Below are 26,680 nucleotides of genomic sequence, written 5' to 3' on the forward strand. Positions count from 1 at the left end.
ACAGGCACCTGAGAAAGGCGATGCACATGCCAGCCCTGGCGGCAATAAGACATAACAGGGAGCATAAGATGCTCTTTGTCCGCCTGGTATCGGGCCATGGCATAAAAATGAAGTCAGTGGTAGCGGTGCAGAGAAAAATACTTGAGCTAATCTACACCATCTTTAAGACAGACAAGCCCTTTGACAGGGATTATGTAAGAATAGAAGTGCCAGAAGCATTAAATGGTTAGAGCAGCCATTACATAAATGAACTGCTCTAATGAGGCTAGCTTAAAGCTGCCTTTGAAGAAATAAAATTAGAAAAAACATTTGGATATTAACACAGAATCTTCGGGAGTCGAAGACAAACTTCTTTCCGTGTCCTCACCAACCCAAACTAAGACCTGAATTATTAATTGCCATAAGGTATTTGAAAAGCAAGTGTAGCAGTCAAATTCACGTTAGTCGGGCTATTGCTTCTCCCGATTTAACATCGGGATCCGCTGCTATCCCGACTGCCTGCCGTGACAGGCAGGTTTAGCATACCAAGGTCTGTGCAAAATTTAGGGTTGCAAGCTGCCAAGAACTACTGCCTCTGTTAAATAAACCTGATTGAAGCGATAGCTCTTGAGCTGAAAGCGAAAAGACTAAAGCTGAAAGCAGGACTGCATTAGCCAAAAACTACTGACAATGTTTTTCAAACCCTAATCGCAATACGCTCTACTCAATTCTATTTAATCGCACTAATCTTAGCAACAATTGCTGTAATCAATAATCCGAAGCAGCCAATAACCGCGTAAGAATAACGTAAGCTCGACAGAGCAGAAATGTAACCGATTAATGGTGGTCCCATTAAAAAACCGAAATAACTTACCCCAGAAACCATGGCGATGGCAATACCTGGAGAAACTTTGGTATTTGTACCAGCAATACTATAAACCATAGGCACAATACCGGAAACACCGATACCAACCAGCATAAATCCAATAACAGAAGGTATTAAAAATGGGAAAATAACAGAAGTAAACATTCCAATGGAGATAATTACACCACTTACTTGTAATAATCTTTTTCGTCCGTAACGTGCTATTACTTTATCTCCAAGGAATCTACCTGTCGCCATCATGATCATGAAAGAAGTATAACCTAAAATGACCAAGGCTTGCGGCGCTTTTACTATATCTTTAAAGTAAACGCCACTCCAATCGAACATTGCCCCTTCTGTTGCCATGCTACAAAAACCAATAATACCTAGTTGAACTAAGACCCCTTGAGGTTTTGTAAACAGCTTTGATTTTTCTGTCGAAGTTGGTTTTTGGCCGCCCAATAAATAGCGATAATTAATGGCAATATGCATCCAAGCCAATAAAGCGATTATACAGAAGTGAATGTAGGGAGAAAGCTCAAGGTTAATCATTAATAAACCAATTAAAGCTCCTGAAAAACCACCAACACTCCAAGCGCCGTGAAAGGATGTCATAATGGGTTTACCGTAGTATTTTTCTCCAGAAACGCCTTGTGTATTTAAAGCAATGTTACATAGGTTACCTGACACGCCAAATAGAAATAAACATAATGCTAATTGCCAACCAGCAGTTGCCAAGCCTATAAAAGTTAAGGCTAATGCGTAAAGAGGCGTTGCTATGGTTAACATCCTTCTGCTTCCAAAAATAGTGGTTAACCTACCAGAGATAGGCATGGTTAACAATTGTCCTACTGGCAATGCCAGTAAAATACTTCCTAACGCTGCATCTGAAAGTTGCATTGATGCCTTTAAATCTGGAATACGGCTTGCCCAAGAAGCAAAAACAATTCCTTGTCCGAAGTAGAATAAGGAAACCGCTAGTCTTACTCTTTTCTTGCTGTAAGGATGGTCTTGAAAAGGGTTTTGAAGAACTGGCGCTTCTATAATTTCTGACATAATGAGTTAGGGAAAATAATTTATGCCAAAGGCATCCCTTCGGGACAAAGTTCTTGAAATCTAATGGTAAAAGAAAGCGGTTTTTATCATTTGGATATAATAAGTGTAATGTCAGTCTGAGCTTCCCGAAGTGTCGGGAAGCTCAGACTTATAGCTCAATAACAGAAAAGCCAGTAATTGCTTACTGGCTTTTAATGAAATTTATCTTTTCCGGACTTTAAAACTTTTCCCAAAGGGATGCCTTTGGCAAGGTCTTCCAGACTCTTTTTATTACAATTTATTAGGTTGATAAAACCTAACCGTTCCATCTTTTTCGCTTGACACAATTAGCAAACTTCTACCATTTGGACTATCTTTTGGTTTTACAAACATTATACCCTCTGGTTCTTCTCCTGTTTGAAAAAGCTGTACAAATGTAGGTTTGCTTGGAATACTAATATCATAAATGGCAACCATATAAGATCGCTCCATACCAATAAAGGCTAAAGTTTTTCCGTTTACTTTGGCAACTGTAACCCCTTCAACTTCAACCCCTTTATTATCTGAACGATCATCATCATATTTACCTGCATTAATAACGCGTTGTTCTAAATCTTTACCAATATTGGCAACTAATATACCTGTTACTGCATTAATAATACTTACACTTCTACCTCCTGTGGCATACAATTCATCAAAATCTCCATCACCATCAATATCTCCATAAGCTCTAGTTACGGTTAATCTGCCAAGGTTAGCATCTAACTTTAATGTGGCAGCTGTAGGAAATTTAACTGGATCTAATGTTAGGTCTTTTACCCTTACCTCTTCGTTAAAGCCTGCCCAAGCACGAGTATCGCCTTCATTAGCCAAGGCTAAATATTGGTTGTCATTAACTGAAAAGTATGAAATTGCATCTGGCAAATAGAAAGCCTTAATCGGCCAAGTGCCTAGTTGACCAACCTTAGCATCTTTATCACTTACATCCCAAGCATTATCTGCAAGACTAATATCTCTTGTGCCCAATGGGGTTATTTTAGTTACTTTCCCAGCAACGATATCTACCTCTGCTACCGCGTTATTTTCTTGCAAGGTTACAAATGCTTTTTTTGAATCTGCTGATACCGCAACATATTCTGGCTCAATATCTTGTACAAAGCTAGCATTTGGGCCGTAAATTCTTAAACCTGCTACTACAAGTTTTGCTTTATCAACTACAAAATCAGCAAAACCAAATGTTTTAACAGTATAATTATTTTTTACATCGATAATTGAGATAGTTCCTTCTGGATCGATTGTGTAGTCGGTATTAGGTTCGCCTTCGTTTGCTGAAATGATATAACTACCATCTGGACTAAAAGTTACCATATCTGGCATAGCACCAACGCTAATCTTTTTTACTTCTGACAAGTCTGATGTTTTTAACACTACGATATCACCATTGGATTGAGGCGTTACACCGTTTAATGCAATTGCCAATAAGCCATTGCTTACCGCTACACTATTTATGCCTGCGTTACTTGCATAAGTTAACGTTCTTGATTTAGTAACGGTTGGGTAAGCACTTAAATCTACTACTTCTACTTTTGTACCACCATCATTACTAACCACAAATAATTTTTTGGTTGATGGGTCGTAAGCCGATATTTCCGAAGCCGTTGCTCCACCTAAGTCAATCATTGCTATTTCAGAAAAACTATCGATTTTTTCAGGGACTATTTCTTCAGTATCTACATTAATTGGGATTAATGGGTTGTTCTTTTTACAAGATGTAATTGCAATTGCAAAAAATGCAAGCGCAGTAAATAGTTTCGTTTTCAGGGTCATTTTTTATCTGTTTATCTAACCGCAAAAATATTCCCTGTCGCTCAAACCTATATTTGCTATAGGTTATCTTTATATTAATTTTTGACCATAAAAAAAGCCAGTAATTAATACTGGCTTTTAATCTCATATCTCAAATCTAGCTTCTCACATCTTATATATGTATCGCTCTATTCTCGGTTGCCGCCATTGCAGCTTCTTTTAAAGCTTCTGTATAAGTTGGGTGAGCGTGACAAATTCTTGCAATGTCTTCTGCAGATGCACGGAATTCCATTGCAACAACAGCTTCGGCAATCATATCTGCAGCACGAGGACCAATCATGTGTACGCCTAGAACTTCATCAGTTTTTTCATCTGCTAAAACTTTAACAAAACCATCTGTATCCATACTTGCCTTTGCTCTTCCACTTGCTTTGAAAGGGAATGAACCAGTTTTATATTTCACACCAGCAGTTTTTAATTGCTCTTCAGTTTGTCCAACTGAAGCAACCTCTGGCCAAGTGTAAACTACTCCTGGAATTAAGTTATAATTAATGTGTGGTTTTTGTCCAGCAATAGTTTCAGCTACATAAATACCTTCGTCTTCAGCTTTGTGAGCTAGCATGGCACCAGTAATTACATCGCCAATGGCATAAACACCAGGAACTGATGTTTCCAAATGTGCGTTTACAGGGATTTTCTTGCCTCTTTCTTCAACTGTAATTCCTATTTTATCTAAACCTAAACCTTCGCTATATGCAGTTCTTCCAACCGCTACAATGCAGTAATCTGCTTCGAATGATACAGCTTCACCTTTAGCATTGTCTGCAGTAACGGTTACTGTTTTGCCTTTAGTGGTTGCTCCAGTAACTTTGTGTCCCATAAAGAATTCCATTCCTAAAGATTTCTTTAAAACACGTTGTAATTCTTTACCTAAACCGGCATCCATTGTAGCAATGATAGATGGCATGAACTCAATTACAGAAACTTTCGTTCCTAAACGAGCATAAACAGAGCCTAATTCTAAACCAATTACGCCACCACCAATAACGACCATCGTTTTTGGAACTTCTTTAATGTTTAAAGCTTCTGTAGAAGTAATGATACGTTTTTTATCGATTGGTAAAAAAGGCAATGCAGTAGGTTTTGAACCAGTTGCAATGATTACATTTTTAGCTGATAATGTTTCTGTAGAACCATCAGCTTTAGTAACCAAGATGGTGTTTTTATCTACAAATGAGCCTACACCTTCAAATGCATCAATTTTATTTTTCTTAAAAAGATAAGTGATACCAGCAGTATTTTGAGAAACAACATCATCTTTACGAGCAATCATTTGTTTCATGTCAACTTTTAAATCTTTTAAGTTGATACCATGAGTTGTAAAAGAATGTGCAGCGTTATGGAAATGCTCAGAAGAATCTAACAAAGCTTTTGACGGAATACAACCTACATTTAGGCAAGTGCCGCCATAAGTCTTATATTTTTCTACTACTGCTGTTTTCAAACCTAATTGTGCACAGCGAATGGCACCTACATAACCGCCCGGACCGGAACCAATTACAACTACATCGTATTGCATATCTTTTTTAATTTTTATGTGGCTAAGTTACGGATTAGTTTTATTGTTGTAAAGTTGAAATGTTGGAAGGTTGTAAAGTTCGGGGAGAGATTGTTGAATTGTTAGATTGCTTGATTGTTGAAATTAATCTCAATACGCAATACGCATATCTCAATACTCTATTCCATCACAATCTTGATACTTCCTACGGAATACATGTTACAGTTAATATATTTATACTTTATAAAAAACCCCATAAAATGATGAAGCGTTTTATACTTTCAGCCCTCCTGTTATTCTCGGTTTTCACGGCATCTAATTTAGATGCGCAAGAAACTGATTCTGCCTATGTAAGAAGTCATTACACTAAACTAGAACGACAAATTGTGATGCGTGATGGTGTGAAACTCTTTACATCTATTTATTTACCTAAAGACCAAACTAAAAAATATCCTTTTTTAATTTCGCGTACACCTTATACTGTTGCACCATATGGCGAGGATAAGTATAAATTGAGCTTAGGTACTTTTCCTGCCTTGATGAGAGAAGGTTTTATTTTTGTTTATCAAGATGTACGTGGTAAATGGATGAGTGAGGGAACGTTTGAGGATGTTAGGCCGCAAACCACACAAAAAGGCAGCAAAGCAATTGATGAAAGCACAGATACCTACGACACCATAGATTGGTTGGTTAAAAACATTCAGAACAACAATGGCAAAGCTGGTATTTCAGGTATTTCTTATCCTGGCTTTTACTCTACAACCTCCCTACCTAATGCACACCCTGCATTAAAAGCTGTTTCTCCTCAAGCGCCTGTAACAGATTGGTTCATGGGTGATGATTTTCATCACAGAGGCGTGTTATTCTTAAATGATGCTTTTAGATTCATGAGTAGCTTTGGTGTACCTCGTCCAAAACCTATTACGCCAGATAAAGGCCCAAAAGGATTGGTATTTCCAATAAAAGATAATTATCGTTTTTATTTAGAAGCTGGTTCGATTAAAAACCTAAAAGACAAGTATTTTGCAGATAGTATTAAATTTTGGAATGACTTATTTAAACATCCAAACTTAGATACCTTTTGGAAAGCTAGGGTAATTTTACCTCATTTAACTAATGTAAAACCTGCGGTAATGGTTGTGGGAGGTTTTTTTGATGCAGAAGATGCTTATGGAACATTTGCTACCTATAAAGCTATCGAAAAACAAAATCCTGGCGCTAATAATATTTTAGTTGCCGGACCTTGGTATCATGGTGGCTGGGTTCGCAGCGATGGTTCATACTTTGGCGATATTCAATTTGGTCAGCCAACAAGCACGTATTACCAACAGAACATTGAGCTTCCATTTTTCAAATTCTATTTAAAAGGTGAAGGCAATTTTAATGCTGCAGAAGCTAACATTTTTGTAACGGGCAGCAATGAATGGAAGAAATTTAAAACTTGGCCACCAGCAGAAACAGAAAGCAGAAATTTATATTTACACCCTAACGGGAAGTTGGCTTTTACAAAAGTTGGCAGAACAGATAGCTGGGATGAATATGTTAGTGACCCAAATGCTCCAGTTCCTTATCAGGATGGCGTGCAAGACAGAAGGACAAGGGAATATATGATAGATGACCAACGTTTTGCAGCTCGCAGACCAGATGTAAAAGTTTATCAAACAGATGCCTTAACCGAAGACATTACTTTAACCGGGCCAGTTTTAGCTAATCTTGTAGTATCTACAACTGGAACAGATGCAGATTATGTCGTAAAACTGATTGATGTTTATCCAGAAGATGCGCCAAACCCAGCACCAAACCCTAAAAACTTAATTATGGGTGGCTACCAAATGTTGGTTCGTGGTGAAATTATGCGTGGAAAATATCGCAATAGTTTCGAAAAACCTGAAGCATTTGTTCCTGGTGCAATCACAAAAGTTAACTATCCCCTCCCAGATGTAGCACATACTTTCAAAAAAGGGCACAAGATCATGATTCAAATTCAAAATTCTTGGTTCCCTTTGGCAGATAGAAACCCTCAAAAGTTTATGGATATTTACCAAGCACAACCTGCAGATTTCCAAAAAGCTATCCATAAAATTTATCATGACACCAATAATAGTTCATTCCTAACAGTGAACGTTCTAAAACCATAATAACACCAAATGAAGAAGATCATTCTCTTAATCTTAGTTCTTTTTTTAGCCAACTATGATGTAAGTGCACAGTTAATGGCTAGTAAAAAGACATACACAAGAGCGGACACCTTACGAGGAATGCTTACGCCTTTGCGCATGTGTTATAATATTAATTATTACCATTTAGATGTGAAAATTAATATGGATGATAAATCTGTAAGTGGCAGTAATGAATTTAAGTTTACAGCTACGCAAGATTTTAACAAGTTACAATTTGATCTGTTTGCGAACCTAAAAATCGATAAAATCATTTATAAAGGAGCAGAAGTCCCATACACTCGCGAATTTGGGGCTGTGTTTGTAACCTTCCCAAAAACCATTAAAAAAGGAAGCAAGGATAGTTTTACGGTTTGGTATAATGGCAATCCGCCAATTGCTCGTAACCCACCTTGGGATGGCGGTTTTATTTTCAAAAAAGATAAATCTGGTAATCCGTTTGTTTCAGTTGCTTGCCAAGGTTTAGGTGCTAGCGTTTGGTGGCCTAACAAAGACCATCAAAGCGATGAGGTTGATAGTATGCTAATTAGCATCTCTGTTCCAAAAGATTTGGATGAAGTTTCTAATGGTCGTTTACGTAGCATTGTAGAAAAACCAGATGGCTATAAACAACACAATTGGTTTGTTGCTAATCCAATTAACAATTATACCGTATCATTTTACATTGGCAAATACGCACATTGGACTGACACCTACAATGGTGAGAAAGGACCTTTAACGTTAGACTTTTGGTCGCTAAAAGAAGATAGTGCAGTTGCTCGTCCACATTGGGATGCTGATGTAAAACCAATGATTGAATCTTTTGAACATTGGTTTGGCCCCTATCCTTGGTATAAAGATGGCTATAAATTAGTTCAAGCACCACACTTAGGTATGGAACATCAAAGTGCGGTTGCTTACGGCAATCAATTTAAAAAAGGTTATTTAGGCGGTGATATGTCTGGAACTGGTTATGGTTTAAAATGGGATTACATTACTGTTCACGAAAGTGGCCACGAATGGTTTGCCAATAATATTACCACAAAAGATATTGCCGATATGTGGGTGCATGAAGGTTTTACCACTTATTCTGAAGCACTATTTACTGAATCTACCCAGGGTAAAAAAGCTGGAGAAGCCTATTTAATTGGCTTACGCAAAGGAATTGGCAACCGCTCACCTGTAATTGGCCCATACAACGTAAACAAAGAAGGCGATGGTGATATGTATCCAAAAGGTGCTAACTTAATACATACCATTCGCCAATTGGTTAATGATGATGAAAAGTTCAGAAGCATATTGAGAGGGTTGAATAGTACTTTCTATCATAAAACCACAACATCTGCAGAGGTTGAGGCTTATATTGCTAAACAGAGTGGATTGAAATTAGATAAAGTTTTCGACCAATACTTACGCTATTCAAAAATTCCGGTATTAGAATATAAAATTAATAATGGCGTATTATCTTATCGTTGGATAACCGATGTGACTGGATTTGATATGCCTGTTAAGGTTTCATTAAAAGCGGATGAATACACTTTAATTAAACCAACAAACGATTGGAAAACGATTAAGATTGATGCATCAGTAACTATGGATAATTTTAAAACTGAAAAGAATTTTTATGTAAAGACTAAGAAGGGAGAGTAGGGTTAACTGTATAAATCGATTAATTGGTTAAGTACATTGTACAGTTAAACAGTTAAACAATTAACCAATTAAACTTTTTTTTCCTCGCCATGCAACTTTTACCTTACAACACTCGTCTTATAAGAAAACATTAAAACCATGAAGAAAATATTCCTATCATTTAGCTTTATTTTGGTTCTTGCTTGCTTGAACCTTGAGCCTATATTGGCAGCTTATCCTATAGTTATTGGCAAATCTAAATTCAAAAAAGAAGATAGAGATGTAAAAAATTTCAATGGTGTTGCTGCTGGTGGACCAATCGATGTAGTAATTACTTTAGGAACTACAGAAAGTTTAAGATTTGAAGGTGATGCAGATGCTATAGCTACTTTAATTACCGAAGTAAAAGGCAATGTTTTAGTAATTAGACCCCAAAATAGCTGGACTAGCTGGGCTAGAAAATACGAGAATAAAAAAATAACAGCCTATGTTTCGGCAAAAACAATTCGCAGTTTAACGATGAGTGGTAACGGAACTATGTCTGTTAAAGGAAACATAAAAGGAACAAGCTTAGCTTCTACCTTAAGTGGTTCTGGCAATATTACCGCAGCAATAGATGTTGATAGCTATACTGGTGTAATAAGTGGCTCTGGAAATTTAAATATCTCTGGCAAAGCTGATAAAGCAACAGTTACCATTAGCGGCTCTGGTTCACTTACTAAGAAAGGTTTGTCTGTAGGCTCATTATCATCAGTAATTAGTGGCTCTGGCTCAGTAAATGTTAATGCAGAAGACCATATCGATGCTGTAGTTAGTGGCTCTGGTAATATTAATTACAGTGGCAACGCTACAGTTGAACAAAGAGTAATTGGCTCTGGCCGAGTAAGAAAAATATAACGCTTTTAACACACACAAGAAAAAGCTCAAGCTTCCCAAATTTACCGGGAAGCTTTTTTCGTTTAGTATGCGTCATTGCGAGCCTCTGTTTTTCACAGGGCGTGGCAATCTCCTTTCTTCAGGCTGAACTTTGGTTGGCATTATCACCACAAGAATAATAATACCAACCACAAGACCAATAGATTTATTGCCCTTACAATTCTTGAACAGTTGCAGAGAGTTTTACATCAGATGAACCAGTAGTAGCCTTAACAGAAACTTCAGGTATAACAACCTTTACCTTTCCACCTGTAACCGTTACCTCAATATTAATTGGTGTACCGATATAAGCGTAAACTGTTGTTGAATTACCTGCAAAAAGTTCAACGTGTTTATCTGTTGTAGATGCTCCAATACCAACCAATTGATAAGTTCCACCAGCGGTTGGAGTAGTTTTAAAAATAAGATTTAATGTGTTTACGGTTGGGCTTGTTAGAATGGCGTCTGCAAAAATTGCAATCACTCCAGTGCTTCCCCCTCCAGATGTGGCGCCTTTACTTGTATAAGCTACTTTATAGCTATTGGCTCCTAGTTTCCAATTCCCAGCAATTACTGTATTTGGAATGATTTCATCTTCTCCGTCTTTTTTACAACCCGGTGTAAAAAGAATAACTAATGCAGTTAATGCAAATAGCGATGTTTTTAATATTGTTTTCATCTTCAATAATAAATGTTTGTGATAAATAACTATATCACTAAGGAACAGCTATTTGAAAAAGTGAACAATACCACCTTAACCGTATTTTTTCATTCGGTTAGTGGGTATACTAACATACTTACTACAAGGGAGTATTAAATTTTCTTGTCTTTAAAATCTGCGAATCTGCGGCTAACTATTATTTAACATATGGGTGGTATTATCGCCAACAAAAAAATAAAGCTGCGAATGCGGCTAAACCTTAAATTGAAATCCCAATGCTGTAAATTCTCTAAATACATAATCGTTTGGCTAGCGCCATCTAAATCATCTCTTCCAGTAGTATGAATGGCCGATAAATCAATAAATCTAACTTTTGTTACGTTTTGAATATAGAGTTTTTGATGGTCTTATGATGCTCAAAGAATAAAGGAAAGCCATTAGCTATAGAGGATAAATAAATTAAAAGCTGCCTCAATTGTTTAATTTGAGACAGCTTTATAAAAACATAAGATCCCTTTTCTAAAAAGATCCAGCAATAGCTGTAGCAATTTGCAAACCTCCTGTACATACATTGGCAACTGTCATTACAGTTACCGCTGCTGCTTTTGCATCTGGCTCATCTATGTTTACCGCAATAGAATAACTGGCTCTACTAATATATGAAGTAACGTTACTGGTTTCTTCAAGTATAGAAGCAGTCCGTTCTGAACTTGACTTTTCATTGGCCATTTCCTGAAAGTGAAAAACAGAACAGGTTAATGCCGGCAAAATGAGTATCAAATTAAAAATTGCTCCTGTTGCCCTACCATCATTAACTCTTAGCACTCCAGAAATTCCTTGGCTTGAACCAAAATAACTTTGGCCCGGCCCACTAAAAATCAACTTACAAAGTATGCTAATACCTGTTGTAGCAGTATTCACAATTGAAACAGCCGAATTTTTAATAGGCACCAAAGGCACAAGCACACCCGCAACACCATTGGTTGCTGCAGCTAAAAAACCCAATACCGCAGACCATGTGCCCCACTCATCTTCATTTGACCTTGATGAGGCTTCCTTAGCAGAAACGGCTGCATATAAAAAGGTAGCAATTCCACACCCGGTATGGCAAAGTATATAGATCGCTTTGTCGTATTCTGCGGGGAATATAATGGATGATGAATTTGGATCAGTGATCAAGTCAGTTTGAGGCTTCCGAATAGCGGCTTTTACTTCCTCCAACGTTTTGGCACTTTGTAAAAAAGCAGAATATTCGTCGTCTTTAAATGGTGCATCACCATATGCAATTTTGTAACCTAAAGTAACTGGTACTGCGGCAATATAACAGATCAGGTCTAATATCGACAATTTTGGAACACCAAAATATTCGAGAATATCACTGAGCACAGGCACATAGATTGGAGCATCTAAAATCTCTAGGGCTGCATTTGCCAATTCTGCAATCACATCAAATATGGTTCCCACTATATTCCGTGTAGTTTCTAAAACTCCACTTACCACAATGCCAATAATTCTTTTAAGGATTTCTTCCAAAGTTAAGTTAGCGTAGTCTTCTGCCAAACGTTGTACCTGGTGCATTACCTTCTCCAAGATAACACCTTGTTTTACCAAAACATCTACAAAAATATCGATTGGCGTTTTGTTCGGTTCTACTGTTGATTGCAACCACTGGGTAACTACATTGCCAGCATTTTCCTGAAAATGTGTGGAAAGTAAACTGCTGGGCGCATCCTGTCCCTCGGACGGCTTTGATCCAGCGTTAGTAGGTGAAGTTGCAGAATCTCCAAGCCCATTAAAATTGCCCATACCTGCCCAATCGTTAACGGCGGTTACCAAGTTCTGCATTTCTGTATCAAACTTTGTTTTTGTTGAAGCAATCTGATTTACTTCATGCTGAAGGTACAATTTGGTCAGGTGTTTCAAAACGCCTTTTGTTCGTGAAATATCTTTCCATGCAAACAAAAACTCAAGGTATTTGATCAGATCTTCAATAGCAGTTTTAATGGCATCATATAACCATTTAACGGCACTAACTACTTTTTCAACGCAATCAAGTATACCTTGATAAACTTTCCCGGCAATTTCTACTACAAATCTCCATGCGCTCGAAGCTGCATCATAGATTACATCCACAATATGGCTAATACCAGATTCAAGCCATCTAAAAAGATCTCCAATATCAGATAGAATCGTATTTCCATAACCTTCCAGGTACATCACATTCCCACCGTTGGCATTCATCTGCAGCAATAAACCTGGTCTAGCCTTGAACATACTATCCGAAACGTTTTTATAGGCTTTATGGATATTGATGTTTGATTTTGCCACTGCTGCCAAATCATCACTACTCACATCTGATGTCACGAGTTTTTTGGAGCTTCCATCTGGATTGGTAATGGTCGCATCTTTAAGTTTATCACCAGTATTAAGCGCTCCTATTTTATTGATCACTTTTTCCATTGGATTAATTGCCACCGACGTACCAGCTTCGTCAGAAATAATCAACTGGATACCTGATATGTCTTCAACCTCATCAATCACGGTAATTACGCCTGACGAATCTGTAACTACAGGAATTGGAGTTGGTGTTAACACATAATATAAATTATTAACGGTTACCGGCATTCTGGCACTCGCTTGTAGATATAAAGTTTTATCGGGTAGGGTTTGATCATTGCCGTCTGTAAGCTGAATTCGGGTAGTATACGAACTGATACTCTTGGCCTTTTCGTTTACAGGCGGTTTTAGGGAAATATCTTCAAAATTCCATAAACTGGTTTCTGGTGATTGAACGGCCTTTTTCAATTGATTACCAGCTACTGCAAAAAATGTATTGGCAGAATCGGTGATGTTAAGGTATGGAGAAAGTTGATTTACACCTGTAAGGATGGGTAAAGGATAAGTCCAGAATGTAGCTTTGTTTATATTTTCTCTGAGGCAAGAGGTATAAAAAATCTGATTTGCACGGTTCATCCCCCAAATTACAAATTGGTCGGTAGTTGCAAATGCAAATAGATGGGTAACACCTTCAAACAGGTCACTCTGTTGAATCTGCACACCTTTTGCATCATTTTTTTGATTGTCAGTTGCAAAATAATACAAGGCTTTATCTGCCGCAACAAACAGGTCAGTTTCTCCATGTTCAGTAGCTGCAACAGCTATAGCACTAGCGCTAGCTGGCATAGTTAACCTAGTAATTGTTGGCGGTGCCTCAGGATCAAAGGGATTATATAATGGAGCATAAAGCAGTTCCTTTCTGCCATTAATGGCACCTAAAGTATAAATTGCATCAACCCTAGCATCTTTTTTTCTGCCTAGGCAACTCTGAACTCCGGGATCAAGATCGCCCCCCATTACAAGGTTACACCAATACTTTCCCTTCTTTTTATTGGTATCGATATAATAACGTTCTAAAAAGTTGGAAGGAAGTGCGAATGTTTTTCGCGAAATATCTACAACAATATACTGTTCGGTTTTGGATTCGGCGATGTAAAGGTGTTCAATCTGCACTTTAATGTCCTTCTGGCTAGGATCATCATAGGGAACAAGCATCCAGTTCACATTTTCGGGAGTAATTGCTGCCGCTGAGGCTGGATTATTAAGCGATAGATATAGATAATCTTTCTCATTGATGGTAACTGCTATCGCTAGATCAATTTTTTTACTGCTAAAGTTTTGTGATACCGCAAAGGTTTTAACTTTGATGGCTGCGTTGCCCTGGACCGTTGTTAAACCACTACTTAAATCGGCCTGTGCCCAGCCACTTTTTGTACCAGGTATTTGTTCGGTTAGAAAAAATACATTATCGGTGCTAATTGAAAAAAGTAGTGCATTACCTTCAGTAGTTTGTAATGCCTGAAATTTTTTTTGCGGCGAAACTACTGTAGTTTGTTTAAAATTCACCATTAACTCTGTAGAGTAGGTAATTTTTTTTTCTGACATTTTGATAAAATTAGTCTTGTTAAAAATGAACAAAGGCATCGATCTGATAAAACAAACCGTTTGGATGCCTTATGATAAAGGCTATGCAGGCTCCGATTTTAGCTGTTTGCATTTTGCAATTTCTGCATCCATTCGAGCATCTTCTTCACTTGCCTGTTTTAGCAGGATAGCGATCTCCTTCTTAGTAGCATTGGGTTCAACATACAATACTTTTGATGTTAGATCTTGAAAATCAGAAAAGGCCGCTTCTCTAAAAACAAATGTTTTCCCACCTGGGAAAACCCATGATCTAGAACCATTTAACATCTGTTTGATATTTTTCGATTCATTTGTGATCAATTTTTCAACCATTGGCTTGATGTTCCCTTTAACCTTCTCAATCATTCCATCAATTTGTCCCATACTGATAAACTTAGACCAGAAACTTGTACTGATTGATTCAGATTGATCATCAACTTGTGGTTCAGCCTGATCAACGGTTAATGAGCCATATTCATCAACTCCTATTGCATAAACTGTTGTTGCTTTGTACTTTGCAAAGTTACCATCAGCAACGGCCGACATTGAATTCAAGTGCATGTGAACCGTAATTGTCGTTTCGGTACGGATCTTTGTCGCCTCTAAAAAAATATCTGATTGCACAGAATAGCTAGCACTCATATTACCCCACGTACCATAAACCCCACAATAGGTAGTATCACTGCTTGAATCATGTTTGCTATAGTTATAAGTTAAAATATGGGCACTGCCATTGTTAACAATGTTATACGTTTTTACGGTATCGTCATTTACAAAATCCCAATAAAATGTAGATTTAATACAATCACAATGAAATCTTACTTTTGGTTGTTTAGAAGTATAATGTAAGTTGGGTGATAACAGGTGGCTCAAAAATGCAATAAATGTACCTCGATTTACAGCCATTACACCTGCATGTTCCCTTACCCTTTCTTTCTCAACCCAATTCCATGTAAACTGTACCGGTGCTGGCATCAAGTTATTTTTAGCCATAATGAGGTAATTAAGCGTATAGGCATTGTAATCTTTAGTAGGCTTTCCTGCTTCATCTCTGTAAGAGCAAATTTCGAAATTCATATCAGTTGGGATCACAGATACATTTTTCGGAAATGGTTCTTTTGAAACTACACTAAAGCCCAACATCACTCCGCCAGTTTTACCGATATCATTGATGTATCCTTGTATAAAAAATGTGGTCAGGTAAAAATAGGCAGCACTTTGTTTATCCAGTCCTGAAATTAAGGGCTGATCACTCATACCAGCACTATTCAAATCAAGAAAAAGCTGTTGCATACTGAACATATCTTCGCCAAGATTTTTAATATCTTTTTGCGTTTCTTCCGGCAGTTCATGCATGTGGTTGTGGATATTGTCTGTTCGCATATCAAGATCTACCATAAAACTGAATACCCAAGGCGCATCACATTTAGCTTGGTCAAGGTTAATCCATTTGGGTTTACCGTAGGTTGGCTGCTCAATTGCGATGATCTTAAAAGTTTTGCAAACCATGTTGTAGGTTACATACGAACCCTCTTTATTAAACTCGATGACAGCAGGGATTTTATCCAAATCAAATTTGGGCAATCCAATTTCAACTATAAAAGCAAACATAAACATCTCCTCTTTAAGTTTAGCAAAACGGGGATCTGTTGTTGGTGTATCTTCTGGGATCTCGAAAGGATCAAATCCTAACTTTTCCCTTAATTTGTCAAAATCACTAATGATTGGTGATTCTGTTTCTGGGTTAAATACATAGGCTTGGATAAAAGGCTTACCAACATATTTAGAAAGCCATTCTTTCATTGTCGCGTTTATAGCAGTTTGGGTAGTTGCAACTACCATATCATATCCATACTTAGGATCTGACAGATTTGATTGAGAAGCACTCATAAGGAGTTTTGGTTTAAATTTTCAATAATTTATTAACCTAGAAGACATTGAGATAAAAATCCGATGGGTTAACCCAAATCTCAAACTAAAACAAAAGAATCAAAAGGGTAAAAATAGCTTTATTATCACCTATTTTAGGGCATAATAAAACCATAGATATAGCTAATTCTTACCTCAATCAACCCTTTGTAAGTTAACTTTGCTTATAAGATTTAGCATCAAAGAAGCATAATCTTGGTTATGAAATCATATTTAAAAAGTTAAATTATATTCCTTTAGGCTACAGAATGAAAAATAAGGGACAGCAGGGTTTGCCACACCTTTAAAAGAATGCCATAAAAATTAAATTATCAGAAAAAACCGAGAAAAACTATGTGTCTAACATTCTAAAACTGAAATCCCAAGGCCGTAAAGTTTTCCAAATATCTTATTGTTTGGCTTGCTCCGTCTAAATCATCTCTTCCTGTGGTGTGAATGGCAGATAAGTCGGTAAATCCAACCTTTGTTGTATTTTGAAGATAGAACTTTTTAGTGAAGTGAAACTTCAATCCTGCCTTTGCAGAAATGCCGTAACCAGCTATATTCCAGAAGTTATTTTCGCCAACTCCGAACAAGCGCACATCAGTTCTAGGTATCATTAAACCAACTCCCACACCAGTTTCCATCGTTAACATGTTTTTTTGAGATTTAGCTACCCAGATGTCATCATAACGTTCTAATTCTGTGCTTACATAATTAAAACCATCCGTATGCTCAAACTTCAACATATCAGCCTTAACAGTTAACGGCGTATTGTTATAGGTGCCTGCATAAGCACCTGTAGGTATAGCTGGATTAGAAATCGTAGCACTGATATAACCATCTACATTTACTGTTTGAGGCACATCCATTACGTATTTCATATGGTCCCACCCTAACGAAATACTATAATTATCCTTAATAAAATAGCCGAAACGGAAATTGAATTGTGGCGTAGTTAGCTCTAAAGGATTAATATAATCTGTAGAAATTTCCGATGGTCTATCTTTCGCGGTAATATTTTTTAAAGTGAAATTATATCCCGGACCTTTGAAATTTAAGTCGCTAGTATCGTACCATGAAAAATTCCATCCCCAATGTACAAACCATTCACCTTTACGAGAAAAGTTCCTGCTAACAGTATTGTTAAAAAGGCTTTTGCCAATTTTTGGCTGATTAACTGGAGGGGTAATGATTTCTTGGGCGCTAACTTTTCTACCGAATAGTAAAGCAAATATTAGTATAGATGAACGTTTCATTTATCCAAAGGTGATTAAAAACATTCTTTTAACAACTTAAAACTATAAAAATGACTTTTAATTCATTAAAACCTTGTGTACAAGGCCAATTGAGCAACTCTATTTGAGGTATTTCTAGCCGACCCATTTATATATTGGTTTAAATATCCTGCTTCCAAATCTATATGTTTAGAGAAACGATAACCACCAGCTATGTATAGCCTATTTTGATCGAACAAACTGTTGTTTAGAAGTTCTTTGTTCTGTACATTCAAAAATACTTCATTTTGCAATGCAACAAAAGGTCCCTTGCTAAAAACATCTACCTTGCCTTGCAAGGGCTGCAATAACCTGACAAAATAACGGAATCGTTGCGCAAAGATTTCATCACCATTGGTTTGTTCTATGAAGCGTTGCTCTAATCTCGCCCTATGGCTTACAAAACTTGATTTTAGTTTATGGGTAAAAATATACTGTTCCCAAATCCTATTCTCTGTTAAAACGGTATTTGAAGTTCCTATTAATCGAGTATCAGTAGTTGCATATAAATAACCAGCTGTTACATTATTTCTATCGTTAATGTAATAAGTTATCCCTGGTCTTACCAATACATTTCTAACATATTCCCAGTTATCTGAAGAACGTACTTGTACATCTAAATGCAAGCCCCATTTTTCACTCAATTTCGTACTATTCAATAAAAATAGCCACCCAGAATTTTGTATTGTAGTTTGTGCCGACAACTTTCCCATTGCCATCAAAAGCAATAAACTTAGTATTATTTTCTTCATTTAATCTTTCTAAAAAGAAGTTCAAAAAAAAGCCCTAATGCAAAACATTAGGGCCAATAAATTTATATTTTAATTATACGCCCAGTAATAATCTAGCAGGATCTTCTAATAATTGTTTAACTCTTACCAAGAAGCCAACAGACTCACGACCGTCGATAATTCTGTGGTCGTAAGATAAGGCAATGTACATCATCGGACGAATAACTACTTCTTTATTCTCGGCAATTGGGCGCTCAATAATATTGTGCATTCCTAAAATTGCAGATTGAGGTGCATTGATAATTGGAGTAGACATCATCGAACCAAATACACCACCATTGGTGATTGTAAATGTTCCACCTGTCATTTCGTCAATTGTCAATTTGCTATCTCTTGCTTTTGTAGCCAATTCAATTACAGTTTTTTCAATCTGTGCCAAGCTCATGCTTTCTGCATTTCTAATAATTGGAACAACCAATCCTTTTGGTGCAGAAACTGCGATAGAAACATCCACAAAATCATTGTAAACAACTTCTTCACCTTCTATACGAGCATTAACCGCAGGGAAGTCTTTAGCTGCTTCACAAACTGCTTTAGTAAAGAAACTCATGAACCCTAAACCAACACCATGTTTCTCTTTAAATTGGTCTTTATACTTAGCCCTTAAGTCCATGATTGGCTTCATGTTTACCTCATTAAATGTGGTTAACATTGCTGTTTCATTTTTAACAGTTACTAAACGTTTAGCAACTGTTTTACGTAAAGGCGACATTTTTTCTCTACGTTCACCTCTAGAACCTGCAACTGCTGGAGCTGGAGTAGTTGCAGCTTTCGGACTAGTAGCTTTCGGACTTTCGGACTTTAAAGCATCCTCTTTGGTAATTCTACCATCAACACCTGTTCCTTTTACTACGCCTGCATCAACACCTTTTTCTGCCAAAATTTTAGCAGCTGATGGCGATGGAGTTCCAGTTGCATAGCTTTCGCCGGATTTTTCAGCAACTGGTGCACTAACCTTATCAGCAACTGGTGCTGCTGGAGTTTCAGTTTTTGCTGGTGCTGCAGCTGCTCCACCTTCTTCAATTGAACAAACTACTGCTCCAATTGGTAAAGTATCGCCTTCGGCAGCTACAATTTTTAAAGTTCCTGCTTTTTCTGCTGTTAATTCGAATGTTGCCTTATCAGATTCTAACTCTGCGATGATTTCGTCCATTTCAACAAAATCCCCATCGTTTTTAACCCAACGTGATAAAACTACTTCTGTAATCGATTCGCCAACTGGCGGAACTTTTATTTCTAAACCCATATCTTTATTTATGTTGTAAAGTTTTAAGGTTGAAATGTTGCAACGTTGAAATGTCTCACATCTCAAATCTCACATCTCAAATCTCTTTTAATCTATATTTACTAATTTTTTGGTTGCTTTTGCCGCAGTTTCTTTTACCTTCTCAGTTACAGGAACATCAAAAGCACTCGCAATAATGTAAGCTTGCTGATTGGTATGTTGTTTTGCATAACCTGTAGCTGTACTGCTGCTTTCTTTTCTAGAAATAACATCCATTTGGCTAAATGAAGTTTTTCTTAATTTACGCAACAAGTATGGCCAAGCCCCCATATTTTCTGGTTCTTCTTGAACCCAAACCGCATCTTTTGCATTTTTGTAACGTTTGTAAACAGCTTCCATTTGGTCTACAGGAGTTGGATACAATTGTTCTACACGTACCAAAGCAACATCTCCCTTCGCGTTTGTTTTTTGTGTTTCTAATAATTCGTAATAGATCTTTCCACTACAGAAAACAACACGTTTAACATCTGCTGCCTTTACGTTTGCATCATCAATTACTTCTTTAAACTTACCTTCTGTGAAATCAGTAAGTGGGCTTACGCAAAGCGGATGACGCAATAAACTCTTAGGACTGAACACCACTAAAGGCTTACGGAAATCACGTTTAAATTGACGACGTAAAGCATGGAAGAAGTTAGCAGGTGTTGTACAGTTAGCAATTTGCATGTTGTAATCTGCACAAAGCTCCATGAAACGCTCAATTCGAGCCGATGAATGTTCCGGACCTTGACCTTCATAACCGTGAGGTAACAACATCACCAATCCGTTCTCTCTTTGCCATTTTGTTTCTGCACTAGCAATATATTGGTCTACAACAATTTGAGCTCCGTTAAAGAAATCACCAAATTGAGCTTCCCAAATTGTTAAGGCATTTGGATTGGCCATTGCATAACCATATTCAAATCCTAAAACACCGTATTCAGACAAGTGCGAATTGTAAATATCAAATTGTGCTTGTTGATCAGAAACATTTGCTAATGGCGTGTATTCTTCTTCAGAATCTTCTAACGTTAAAACCGCATGGCGATGAGAGAAAGTACCTCTTTTTACATCTTGTCCACTTAAACGAACTCTTTTACCTTCGGCCAATAAAGTTCCGTAAGCTAATTGCTCGCCCATTGCCCAATCAAAAACATGGGTGGTTGTTGCCATTTTATTACGCTCATCAAATAATTTCTCAATCTTTTTGAAGAACTTTTTATCAGCAGGAAGTGTAGAAATTCTTTTGGCTACTTCTAGTAAGGTTGCTTTCTTTACAGAAGTATCTGGAGAAACATCAAAATCTTTTGCTGTAGCTAACCGCATGTCTGCCCAAGCGCCACCAAATTTAACATCACTATAAGTTGATGTAATTTCTTTAGCTTCATTTAAACGCTCTTGTAAAAGACCTTTAAACTGTTTTTCCATCTCCTTAGCTAAACCAGCTTCCAATTCACCAGTTTTAGTCAATTTTTCGATATAAATATCACGAGGATTAGCGTGTTTCTCTATTGCTTTGTATAACAATGGTTGAGTGAATTTAGGTTCATCCGCTTCGTTGTGACCAAATCTGCGGTAGCATAAAATATCAATAAACACATCATTTTTATATTTCTGACGATACTCCATCGCTAAATTAATAGCATAAACCAAAGCTTCTACATCATCTCCATTTACATGGAAAACCGGCGATAAGGTTACTTTAGCAATATCCGTACAATAAGTACTAGAACGGGCATCTTTATAATTCGTTGTAAAACCAATTTGGTTATTAATTACTAAATGGATGGTACCACCAGTTTTGTAACCTTCCAAACTAGCCATTTGTATCACTTCGTAAACAATTCCCTGGCCAGCAACAGATGCATCACCATGAATTAATATTGGTGCTAAGCGACTATTGTCGCCACCATATTTAAAATCAATTTTAGAGCGAGACATTCCCTCAACCACTCCATTTACTGTTTCTAAGTGAGATGGATTTGGGCATAAGCTCAAGTGAACATTTTTACCTGCATTAGTTGTTACGTCTGTTGAGTAACCTAAGTGATATTTCACATCACCTCCAAATGGAGAATCTGCGCTGTAACCTTTACCTTCAAACTCTGCAAAAATATCCTTATAGGTTTTTTGCATGATGTTTGCCAATACATTTAAACGACCGCGATGTGCCATTCCAATCACAAACTCTTCAATACCTAATTCAGCGCCTTTTTCAATTACCGAATCTAAAGCTGGGATAACTGCTTCTGCACCTTCTAATGAAAAACGTTTTTGCCCCAAGAATTTAGTGCCCAAAAAGTTCTCAAAACTTACGGCTTCATTTAATTTAGTAAGGATGCGTTTTTTCTCATCAATAGAAAACTTAGGCGTATTGCGCTCGCTTTCCATTTTCTGCTCAATCCACTGTAAAATTTCTGGAGTACGAACATATTTATATTCAGCACCAATAGAAACGCAATAAGTTTGTTCTAGAAAAGCAACAATATCGCTCAATTTTGCAGGCGCACCAATACCGGTTTCAATAGCAGAATTAAATACCGTATTTAAATCGGCTTGTGCTAAACCAAAATTCTCAATTGCTAAAGTTGGTGTATGTTTACGTCTTTCTCTAACTGGGTTTGTTTTGGTAAACAAATGACCACGTTGACGGTATCCGTTAATTAGATTTAGAACGTTAATTTCTTTTAAAAAATGTTCTGGTGCCTCAGTACTAACTGCTGTAGCATCAGAGGTTCTGCCAAAATCAAAGCCTTCAAAAAATTTTTGCCACCCAAATTCAACTGAATTTCGGTCTTCTTTATAGCTTTGGTATAAGGATTCTATATATTCGGCGTTGGCGCCATTGAGATAAGATAAGTTATCCATTTGTGTATTATTTTCGATAAGTATTGCAAAATTAGGATTTTACCTTAAAAAATGGCAATAAACTTAACAATTAAATTAAATAAAAAGCCACTTTTTGGTTACCAGAAAAGTTAAGCCCTAACAGGCTGACTATAAAGACCTTTAGGGTCGACGATTTTAAGCAGTTTTTCAAAATTGAAACTGTTAGTTAAACGTTGGTCGTTTCCAACACCAGCTATATTTGCCCAATTCCCCCAGTTGCTTGCAGGATTATAATCAATTAGTTTTTCTTCAAAATATGCTGCGCCCATTACCCAGCTTAAACCTAATTCGTAAACTAAATAAGTAGCTACTAATTGTCTGGCTGCATTATTAATATAACCTGTAGTATTTAGCTCATAAATCATTGCGTCTACCAAAGGCTGACCAGTATTTCCATTTTTCCAAGCTTGTAATAAATCATTATCTACCTGGGGCAAGGCTTGCAAGTTAGCGGCAAATCCAGCTGGTTTAAAAAATGTATTTCTATATTTCTTAAACATAAAACGATAATAATCACGCCATAAAAGCCCTAAAACAATTTGGTTAAAATAAGGCTTTAAACCATAATTAGCTTCTGCCTCCTTCATCTTCCAATAAACCTCCCTCGGCGACAGACAACCCAAAGCTAGCCAAGCGGAGAGCTTAGAAACGACCTCGTTCTTTTTTAAAGATGCATTAGACAAAGCCATATCTTCACCAGCATGCAAGAAATCGTGCAAATGTTTAAACGCCTCCTGTTCACCGCCCTTAAACTCAGAATTCTCAGTCAAACCCTGCAATTCTTCATTTATGATGAGGTTGCTTAGCTTCGGTAATGCGCCCCAATCTTCAACACTAACAAAATTGATTTTTTCTGGTGTTAAAAAGCAAGGTTTTACAATAGCATCACGTTCCGTTTTCTTTTTAAATTGAGCAAAAACATCAGGTATATCCTTTATCGGAAAAGGCAAATCTTCCTTGTTATAAAGCGTGTGACCAATAAAATGCTTTAAGTTCACTTTCTGTTTCCAAAGTAAATCTTCAACACCAGTAGACACGGCAGTTTCTTCGCTAGCTACTTCCCTATGGTGATAAACTTCTGAAATTTCATATTGCGCTACAAGAGCTGGCAATAACTCTTCAGGTTTACCTTGTGCAATTAGAATGTCGCCACCAAGTTTTTGAAATGATTGACGGATAGACTCAACACTCTCTATTAGAAATTGAGCTCTGGTAGAGCCCGTTTTGATGGTATGGTACCGAGAATTCTCAAAATGACGAGGGTCAAACACATAAACAGGTAAAATTTCATCGGCTTTTGCAATGGCTTCCACTAGCATTTCGTTATCATGCAGGCGTAAATCATTCCTAAACCAAACTAAAATCTTTTTGCTCATATCCGTAGCCATTTATATTGACTTGCAATTTGCACAAAATCTTACAATTACAAGTCCTGCCATCTTATTTTTTACATACCGATAACACATTCTAATGGAAAAGGGAAGATGCTTGCCTACCGGACAGGCAGGTAAGAAGGAAAAAGGAGTTGCATATCACACAGAAGCTCATTAAGCAAAAGAGGGGACCATAGCAACATTGAACTAGTGAACAAATGAACCATCGAACTATAAAGAAATTACTATCTTTCGTAAACCAAAACCAAACATTTACAGTATATACAGTATGGCAAAAAACATTCTCATCACAGGTGCAACTGGTTTAGTGGGCAAACAACTTATTCCTGCATTGCAAGCAGAAGGTTATCAAATTTCTATTTTATCAAGAAAACAAGCATCTATAAAAGATGTAAATGTATTTCTATGGGATGTTTATAAGCAAACCATAGATTCAAATGCGTTAAAGGACATAGATACAATTATCCACCTAGCTGGCGAAGGTATAGCAGATAAAAAATGGACTGACGAAAGGAAAAAAGAAATTATCGACAGTAGGGTTTTATCTACCCAACTTTTATATAAAACCATTAAAGAAACAAAAGCCCCAGTAACTACATTTATATCTGCTTCTGCTGTTGGTTTTTATGGCGATAGAGGTAATGAGATTTTAGCAGAAACAAGTGAGCCTGGAGAAGGTTTTTTATCAGAATGCTGTAAGTTATGGGAAAATGCTGCAACCGAAGGAGTTGAATTAGGCATAAGGGTAGTAAAAATTAGAATTGGTCTAATATTAAGTAAAGAAGATGGAGCTTTAAAAGCAATGGAAACCCCAATTAAATTATTTGTGGGCGCACCTTTAGGTTCAGGCAAACAATGGATGCCTTGGATACATTTGGATGATATCGTTAAAATCTTTATTAAAGCAGCAGAGGATGAGAAAATGAATGGCCCTTATAATGCTTGCGCACCCTTTCCTGTTTCGAATAAATTTTTAACAAAAGCTATTGCAGGAAAAATAAATCGCCCTGTTTGGCCAGTTCATATCCCTAAATTTGCCCTCAAGGCTATTATGGGAGAAATGAGCATTTTACCTCTAATGAGCAACAACACCATTGCCAACAAACTTTTAGAGGCAGGTTATAAATATACTTATGTAAATTTAGACGATGCTTTAAATTCAATTTATAACTCTCCAACCCACTAAAGGAGGAGTTACAAGTTTACAATGAAACAAAATAACATACCATCAAGAAAGTCCCCTTTAGGGGATCAAGGGGCAGAAATTAGCATTTGTTGGTTAAGAAGAGATTTACGACTAAAAGATAATGCCGCTTTATATTACGCCTTAAAAGGAAAATATCCTGTTTTAGTTTTATTCATTTTCGATAAAAATATCCTTAATAAACTAGAAAATAAAGCCGATCCCCGAATAACATTCATTTATCAGACCTTGGTCGATATTCAAGAACAATTAAAGGAGAAAGGTTCTTCAATGTTATTGAAATTTGACACGCCAGAGAAAGCGTGGCCAGAAATTTTAAGTGAATATAATGTTAAAGGTGTTTATGCAAATCACGATTATGAACCTTATGCTACAAAAAGAGATGATAGTTTAGGCGAGTTTTTAAGGAGTGAGAATATACCCTTGAAAACTTACAAAGACCAGGTTATTTTTGAGAAGAATGAAATTGTAAAGGATGATGGAAAGCCTTATTCTGTGTTCACACCTTACTATCGCCAATGGCTAAAGAAGCTGAATGATTTTTATGTTAAATCTTATCCCACTGGTAAATATTTAAAAAACTTATTTCAAACCCCTTCGCTTCCATTTTCAACTTTAAAAGAGCTAGGGTTTGAAAAATCACATCTAGGATTTCCATCTAATAATTTCGAGAAAAAGCTAAAAGATTATGATAAAGAACGCGACTATCCTGCTAAGGATGCCACAACTCATATTGGTTTACACTTAAGGTTTGGCACCATAAGCATACGCGAGGTAGTTAGGGAAGCACAAGATCAAAGAGCAGATAAATGGCTCTCTGAATTGGCTTGGAGAGAATTTTACATGATGATTTTGTGGCACCATCCTCACATTGTTGATCACGCATTTAAACCTGCCTATGATAATATTAAGTGGCGAAATAATGAAACTGAATTTAAAGCTTGGTGCGATGGCAAAACAGGTTACCCAATAGTTGATGCTGGAATGCGACAATTAAATGAAACTGGTTTTATGCACAACCGTGTAAGGATGGTGGTAGCCAGCTTTTTATGCAAGCACCTTTTAATAGATTGGCGTTGGGGAGAAGCTTATTTTGCAGAAAAATTGTTAGATTATGAGCAGGCAAGCAATGTTGGTGGTTGGCAATGGGCCTGTGGATCTGGTAATGATGCTGCACCTTATTTCAGGGTTTTTAATCCAGAATTACAGCTTAAAAAATTCGACCCTAAAATGCAGTATGTTTATAAATGGGCTCCTGAATATAAAAATGCAATACTACCTATCCCTATAGTTGAACATACATTTGCAAGAGATAGGATCTTGGCAGCATTTAAAAAAGCATTGACATAAAAAAGCCATCAACTTTCGGGTTAATGGCTTTTAGAAAAT

At 36.9% G+C, this 26,680-nt stretch carries 16 protein-coding genes and 1 pseudogene; 6 read left to right on the forward strand and 11 right to left on the reverse strand.

Annotation, left to right across the window (positions count from 1 at the left end; translation table 11 throughout):
• Positions 1–230, forward strand: a pseudogene (locus EZ428_RS24060) (hypothetical protein); the annotation flags it as partial.
• A 479-nt stretch (positions 231–709) separates the two neighbouring features.
• On the opposite strand, the gene EZ428_RS00005 reads toward EZ428_RS24060, so the two are convergent.
• From EZ428_RS00005 to lpdA, 3 genes are all read right to left on the reverse strand, one after another.
• Complete coding sequence (locus EZ428_RS00005) at positions 710–1,900, reverse strand: MFS transporter (RefSeq protein ID WP_131551064.1); 1,191 nt, start codon at positions 1,898–1,900, stop codon at positions 710–712.
• Positions 1,901–2,170: 270 nt separating this feature from the next.
• The gene (locus EZ428_RS00010; RefSeq protein WP_131551065.1) at positions 2,171–3,706 is read right to left on the reverse strand and encodes a choice-of-anchor I family protein; all 1,536 of its coding nucleotides are present in this window, start codon (positions 3,704–3,706) and stop codon (positions 2,171–2,173) included.
• A 151-nt stretch (positions 3,707–3,857) separates the two neighbouring features.
• Positions 3,858–5,264, reverse strand: a complete 1,407-nt coding sequence (gene lpdA / locus EZ428_RS00015; protein WP_131551066.1) for a dihydrolipoyl dehydrogenase — start codon at positions 5,262–5,264, stop codon at positions 3,858–3,860.
• A 242-nt stretch (positions 5,265–5,506) separates the two neighbouring features.
• Between lpdA and EZ428_RS00020 the strand changes: the two genes are divergently transcribed.
• From EZ428_RS00020 to EZ428_RS00030, 3 genes are all read left to right on the forward strand, one after another.
• The gene (locus EZ428_RS00020; protein ID WP_205945626.1) at positions 5,507–7,381 is read left to right on the forward strand and encodes a CocE/NonD family hydrolase; all 1,875 of its coding nucleotides are present in this window, start codon (positions 5,507–5,509) and stop codon (positions 7,379–7,381) included.
• A 9-nt stretch (positions 7,382–7,390) separates the two neighbouring features.
• The gene (locus tag EZ428_RS00025; RefSeq protein ID WP_131551068.1) at positions 7,391–9,049 is read left to right on the forward strand and encodes a M1 family metallopeptidase; all 1,659 of its coding nucleotides are present in this window, start codon (positions 7,391–7,393) and stop codon (positions 9,047–9,049) included.
• 138 nt (positions 9,050–9,187) lie between these two features.
• Positions 9,188–9,925, forward strand: a complete 738-nt coding sequence (locus EZ428_RS00030; protein ID WP_131551069.1) for a head GIN domain-containing protein — start codon at positions 9,188–9,190, stop codon at positions 9,923–9,925.
• A gap of 193 nt (positions 9,926–10,118) precedes the next feature.
• Here EZ428_RS00030 and EZ428_RS00035 read toward each other — a convergent pair whose 3' ends face one another.
• The 8 genes from EZ428_RS00035 to EZ428_RS00070 form a co-directional block, all read right to left on the reverse strand.
• A complete protein-coding gene (locus EZ428_RS00035; protein WP_131551070.1) occupies positions 10,119–10,622 on the reverse strand; it encodes a hypothetical protein in 504 nt (167 codons plus the stop codon).
• Between the two features lie 501 nt (positions 10,623–11,123).
• Positions 11,124–14,546 (reverse strand): hypothetical protein, encoded by a 3,423-nt coding sequence (locus tag EZ428_RS00040; RefSeq protein WP_131551071.1) that lies wholly within the window; start codon positions 14,544–14,546, stop codon positions 11,124–11,126.
• Positions 14,547–14,627: 81 nt separating this feature from the next.
• Positions 14,628–16,454, reverse strand: a complete 1,827-nt coding sequence (locus EZ428_RS00045) for a hypothetical protein (protein ID WP_131551072.1) — start codon at positions 16,452–16,454, stop codon at positions 14,628–14,630.
• 386 nt (positions 16,455–16,840) lie between these two features.
• On the reverse strand, positions 16,841–17,731 hold the full coding sequence (locus tag EZ428_RS00050) for a hypothetical protein (RefSeq protein WP_131551073.1): 891 nt from the start codon (positions 17,729–17,731) through the stop codon (positions 16,841–16,843).
• A gap of 65 nt (positions 17,732–17,796) precedes the next feature.
• Entirely contained in the window at positions 17,797–18,501 is a 705-nt protein-coding gene (locus EZ428_RS00055; protein WP_131551074.1) for a DUF2490 domain-containing protein, read from the reverse strand.
• A gap of 73 nt (positions 18,502–18,574) precedes the next feature.
• Positions 18,575–19,786, reverse strand: coding sequence for a 2-oxoglutarate dehydrogenase complex dihydrolipoyllysine-residue succinyltransferase (gene odhB, locus EZ428_RS00060; RefSeq protein ID WP_131551075.1), 1,212 nt, complete (start codon positions 19,784–19,786; stop codon positions 18,575–18,577).
• Positions 19,787–19,873: 87 nt separating this feature from the next.
• Complete coding sequence (locus tag EZ428_RS00065) at positions 19,874–22,672, reverse strand: 2-oxoglutarate dehydrogenase E1 component (protein WP_131551076.1); 2,799 nt, start codon at positions 22,670–22,672, stop codon at positions 19,874–19,876.
• A gap of 110 nt (positions 22,673–22,782) precedes the next feature.
• Entirely contained in the window at positions 22,783–24,069 is a 1,287-nt protein-coding gene (locus EZ428_RS00070) for a DASH family cryptochrome (protein ID WP_131551077.1), read from the reverse strand.
• Positions 24,070–24,355: 286 nt separating this feature from the next.
• Here EZ428_RS00070 and EZ428_RS00075 point away from each other — a divergent pair, with 286 nt between their 5' ends.
• Positions 24,356–25,273 (forward strand): TIGR01777 family oxidoreductase, encoded by a 918-nt coding sequence (locus EZ428_RS00075; RefSeq protein WP_131551078.1) that lies wholly within the window; start codon positions 24,356–24,358, stop codon positions 25,271–25,273.
• A 21-nt stretch (positions 25,274–25,294) separates the two neighbouring features.
• Positions 25,295–26,641 (forward strand): cryptochrome/photolyase family protein, encoded by a 1,347-nt coding sequence (locus EZ428_RS00080; protein ID WP_131551079.1) that lies wholly within the window; start codon positions 25,295–25,297, stop codon positions 26,639–26,641.
• Positions 26,642–26,680: the final 39 nt, after the last annotated feature.

It is taken from the genome of Pedobacter frigiditerrae, assembly GCF_004331645.1.
Lineage (GTDB): Bacteria > Bacteroidota > Bacteroidia > Sphingobacteriales > Sphingobacteriaceae > Pedobacter > Pedobacter frigiditerrae.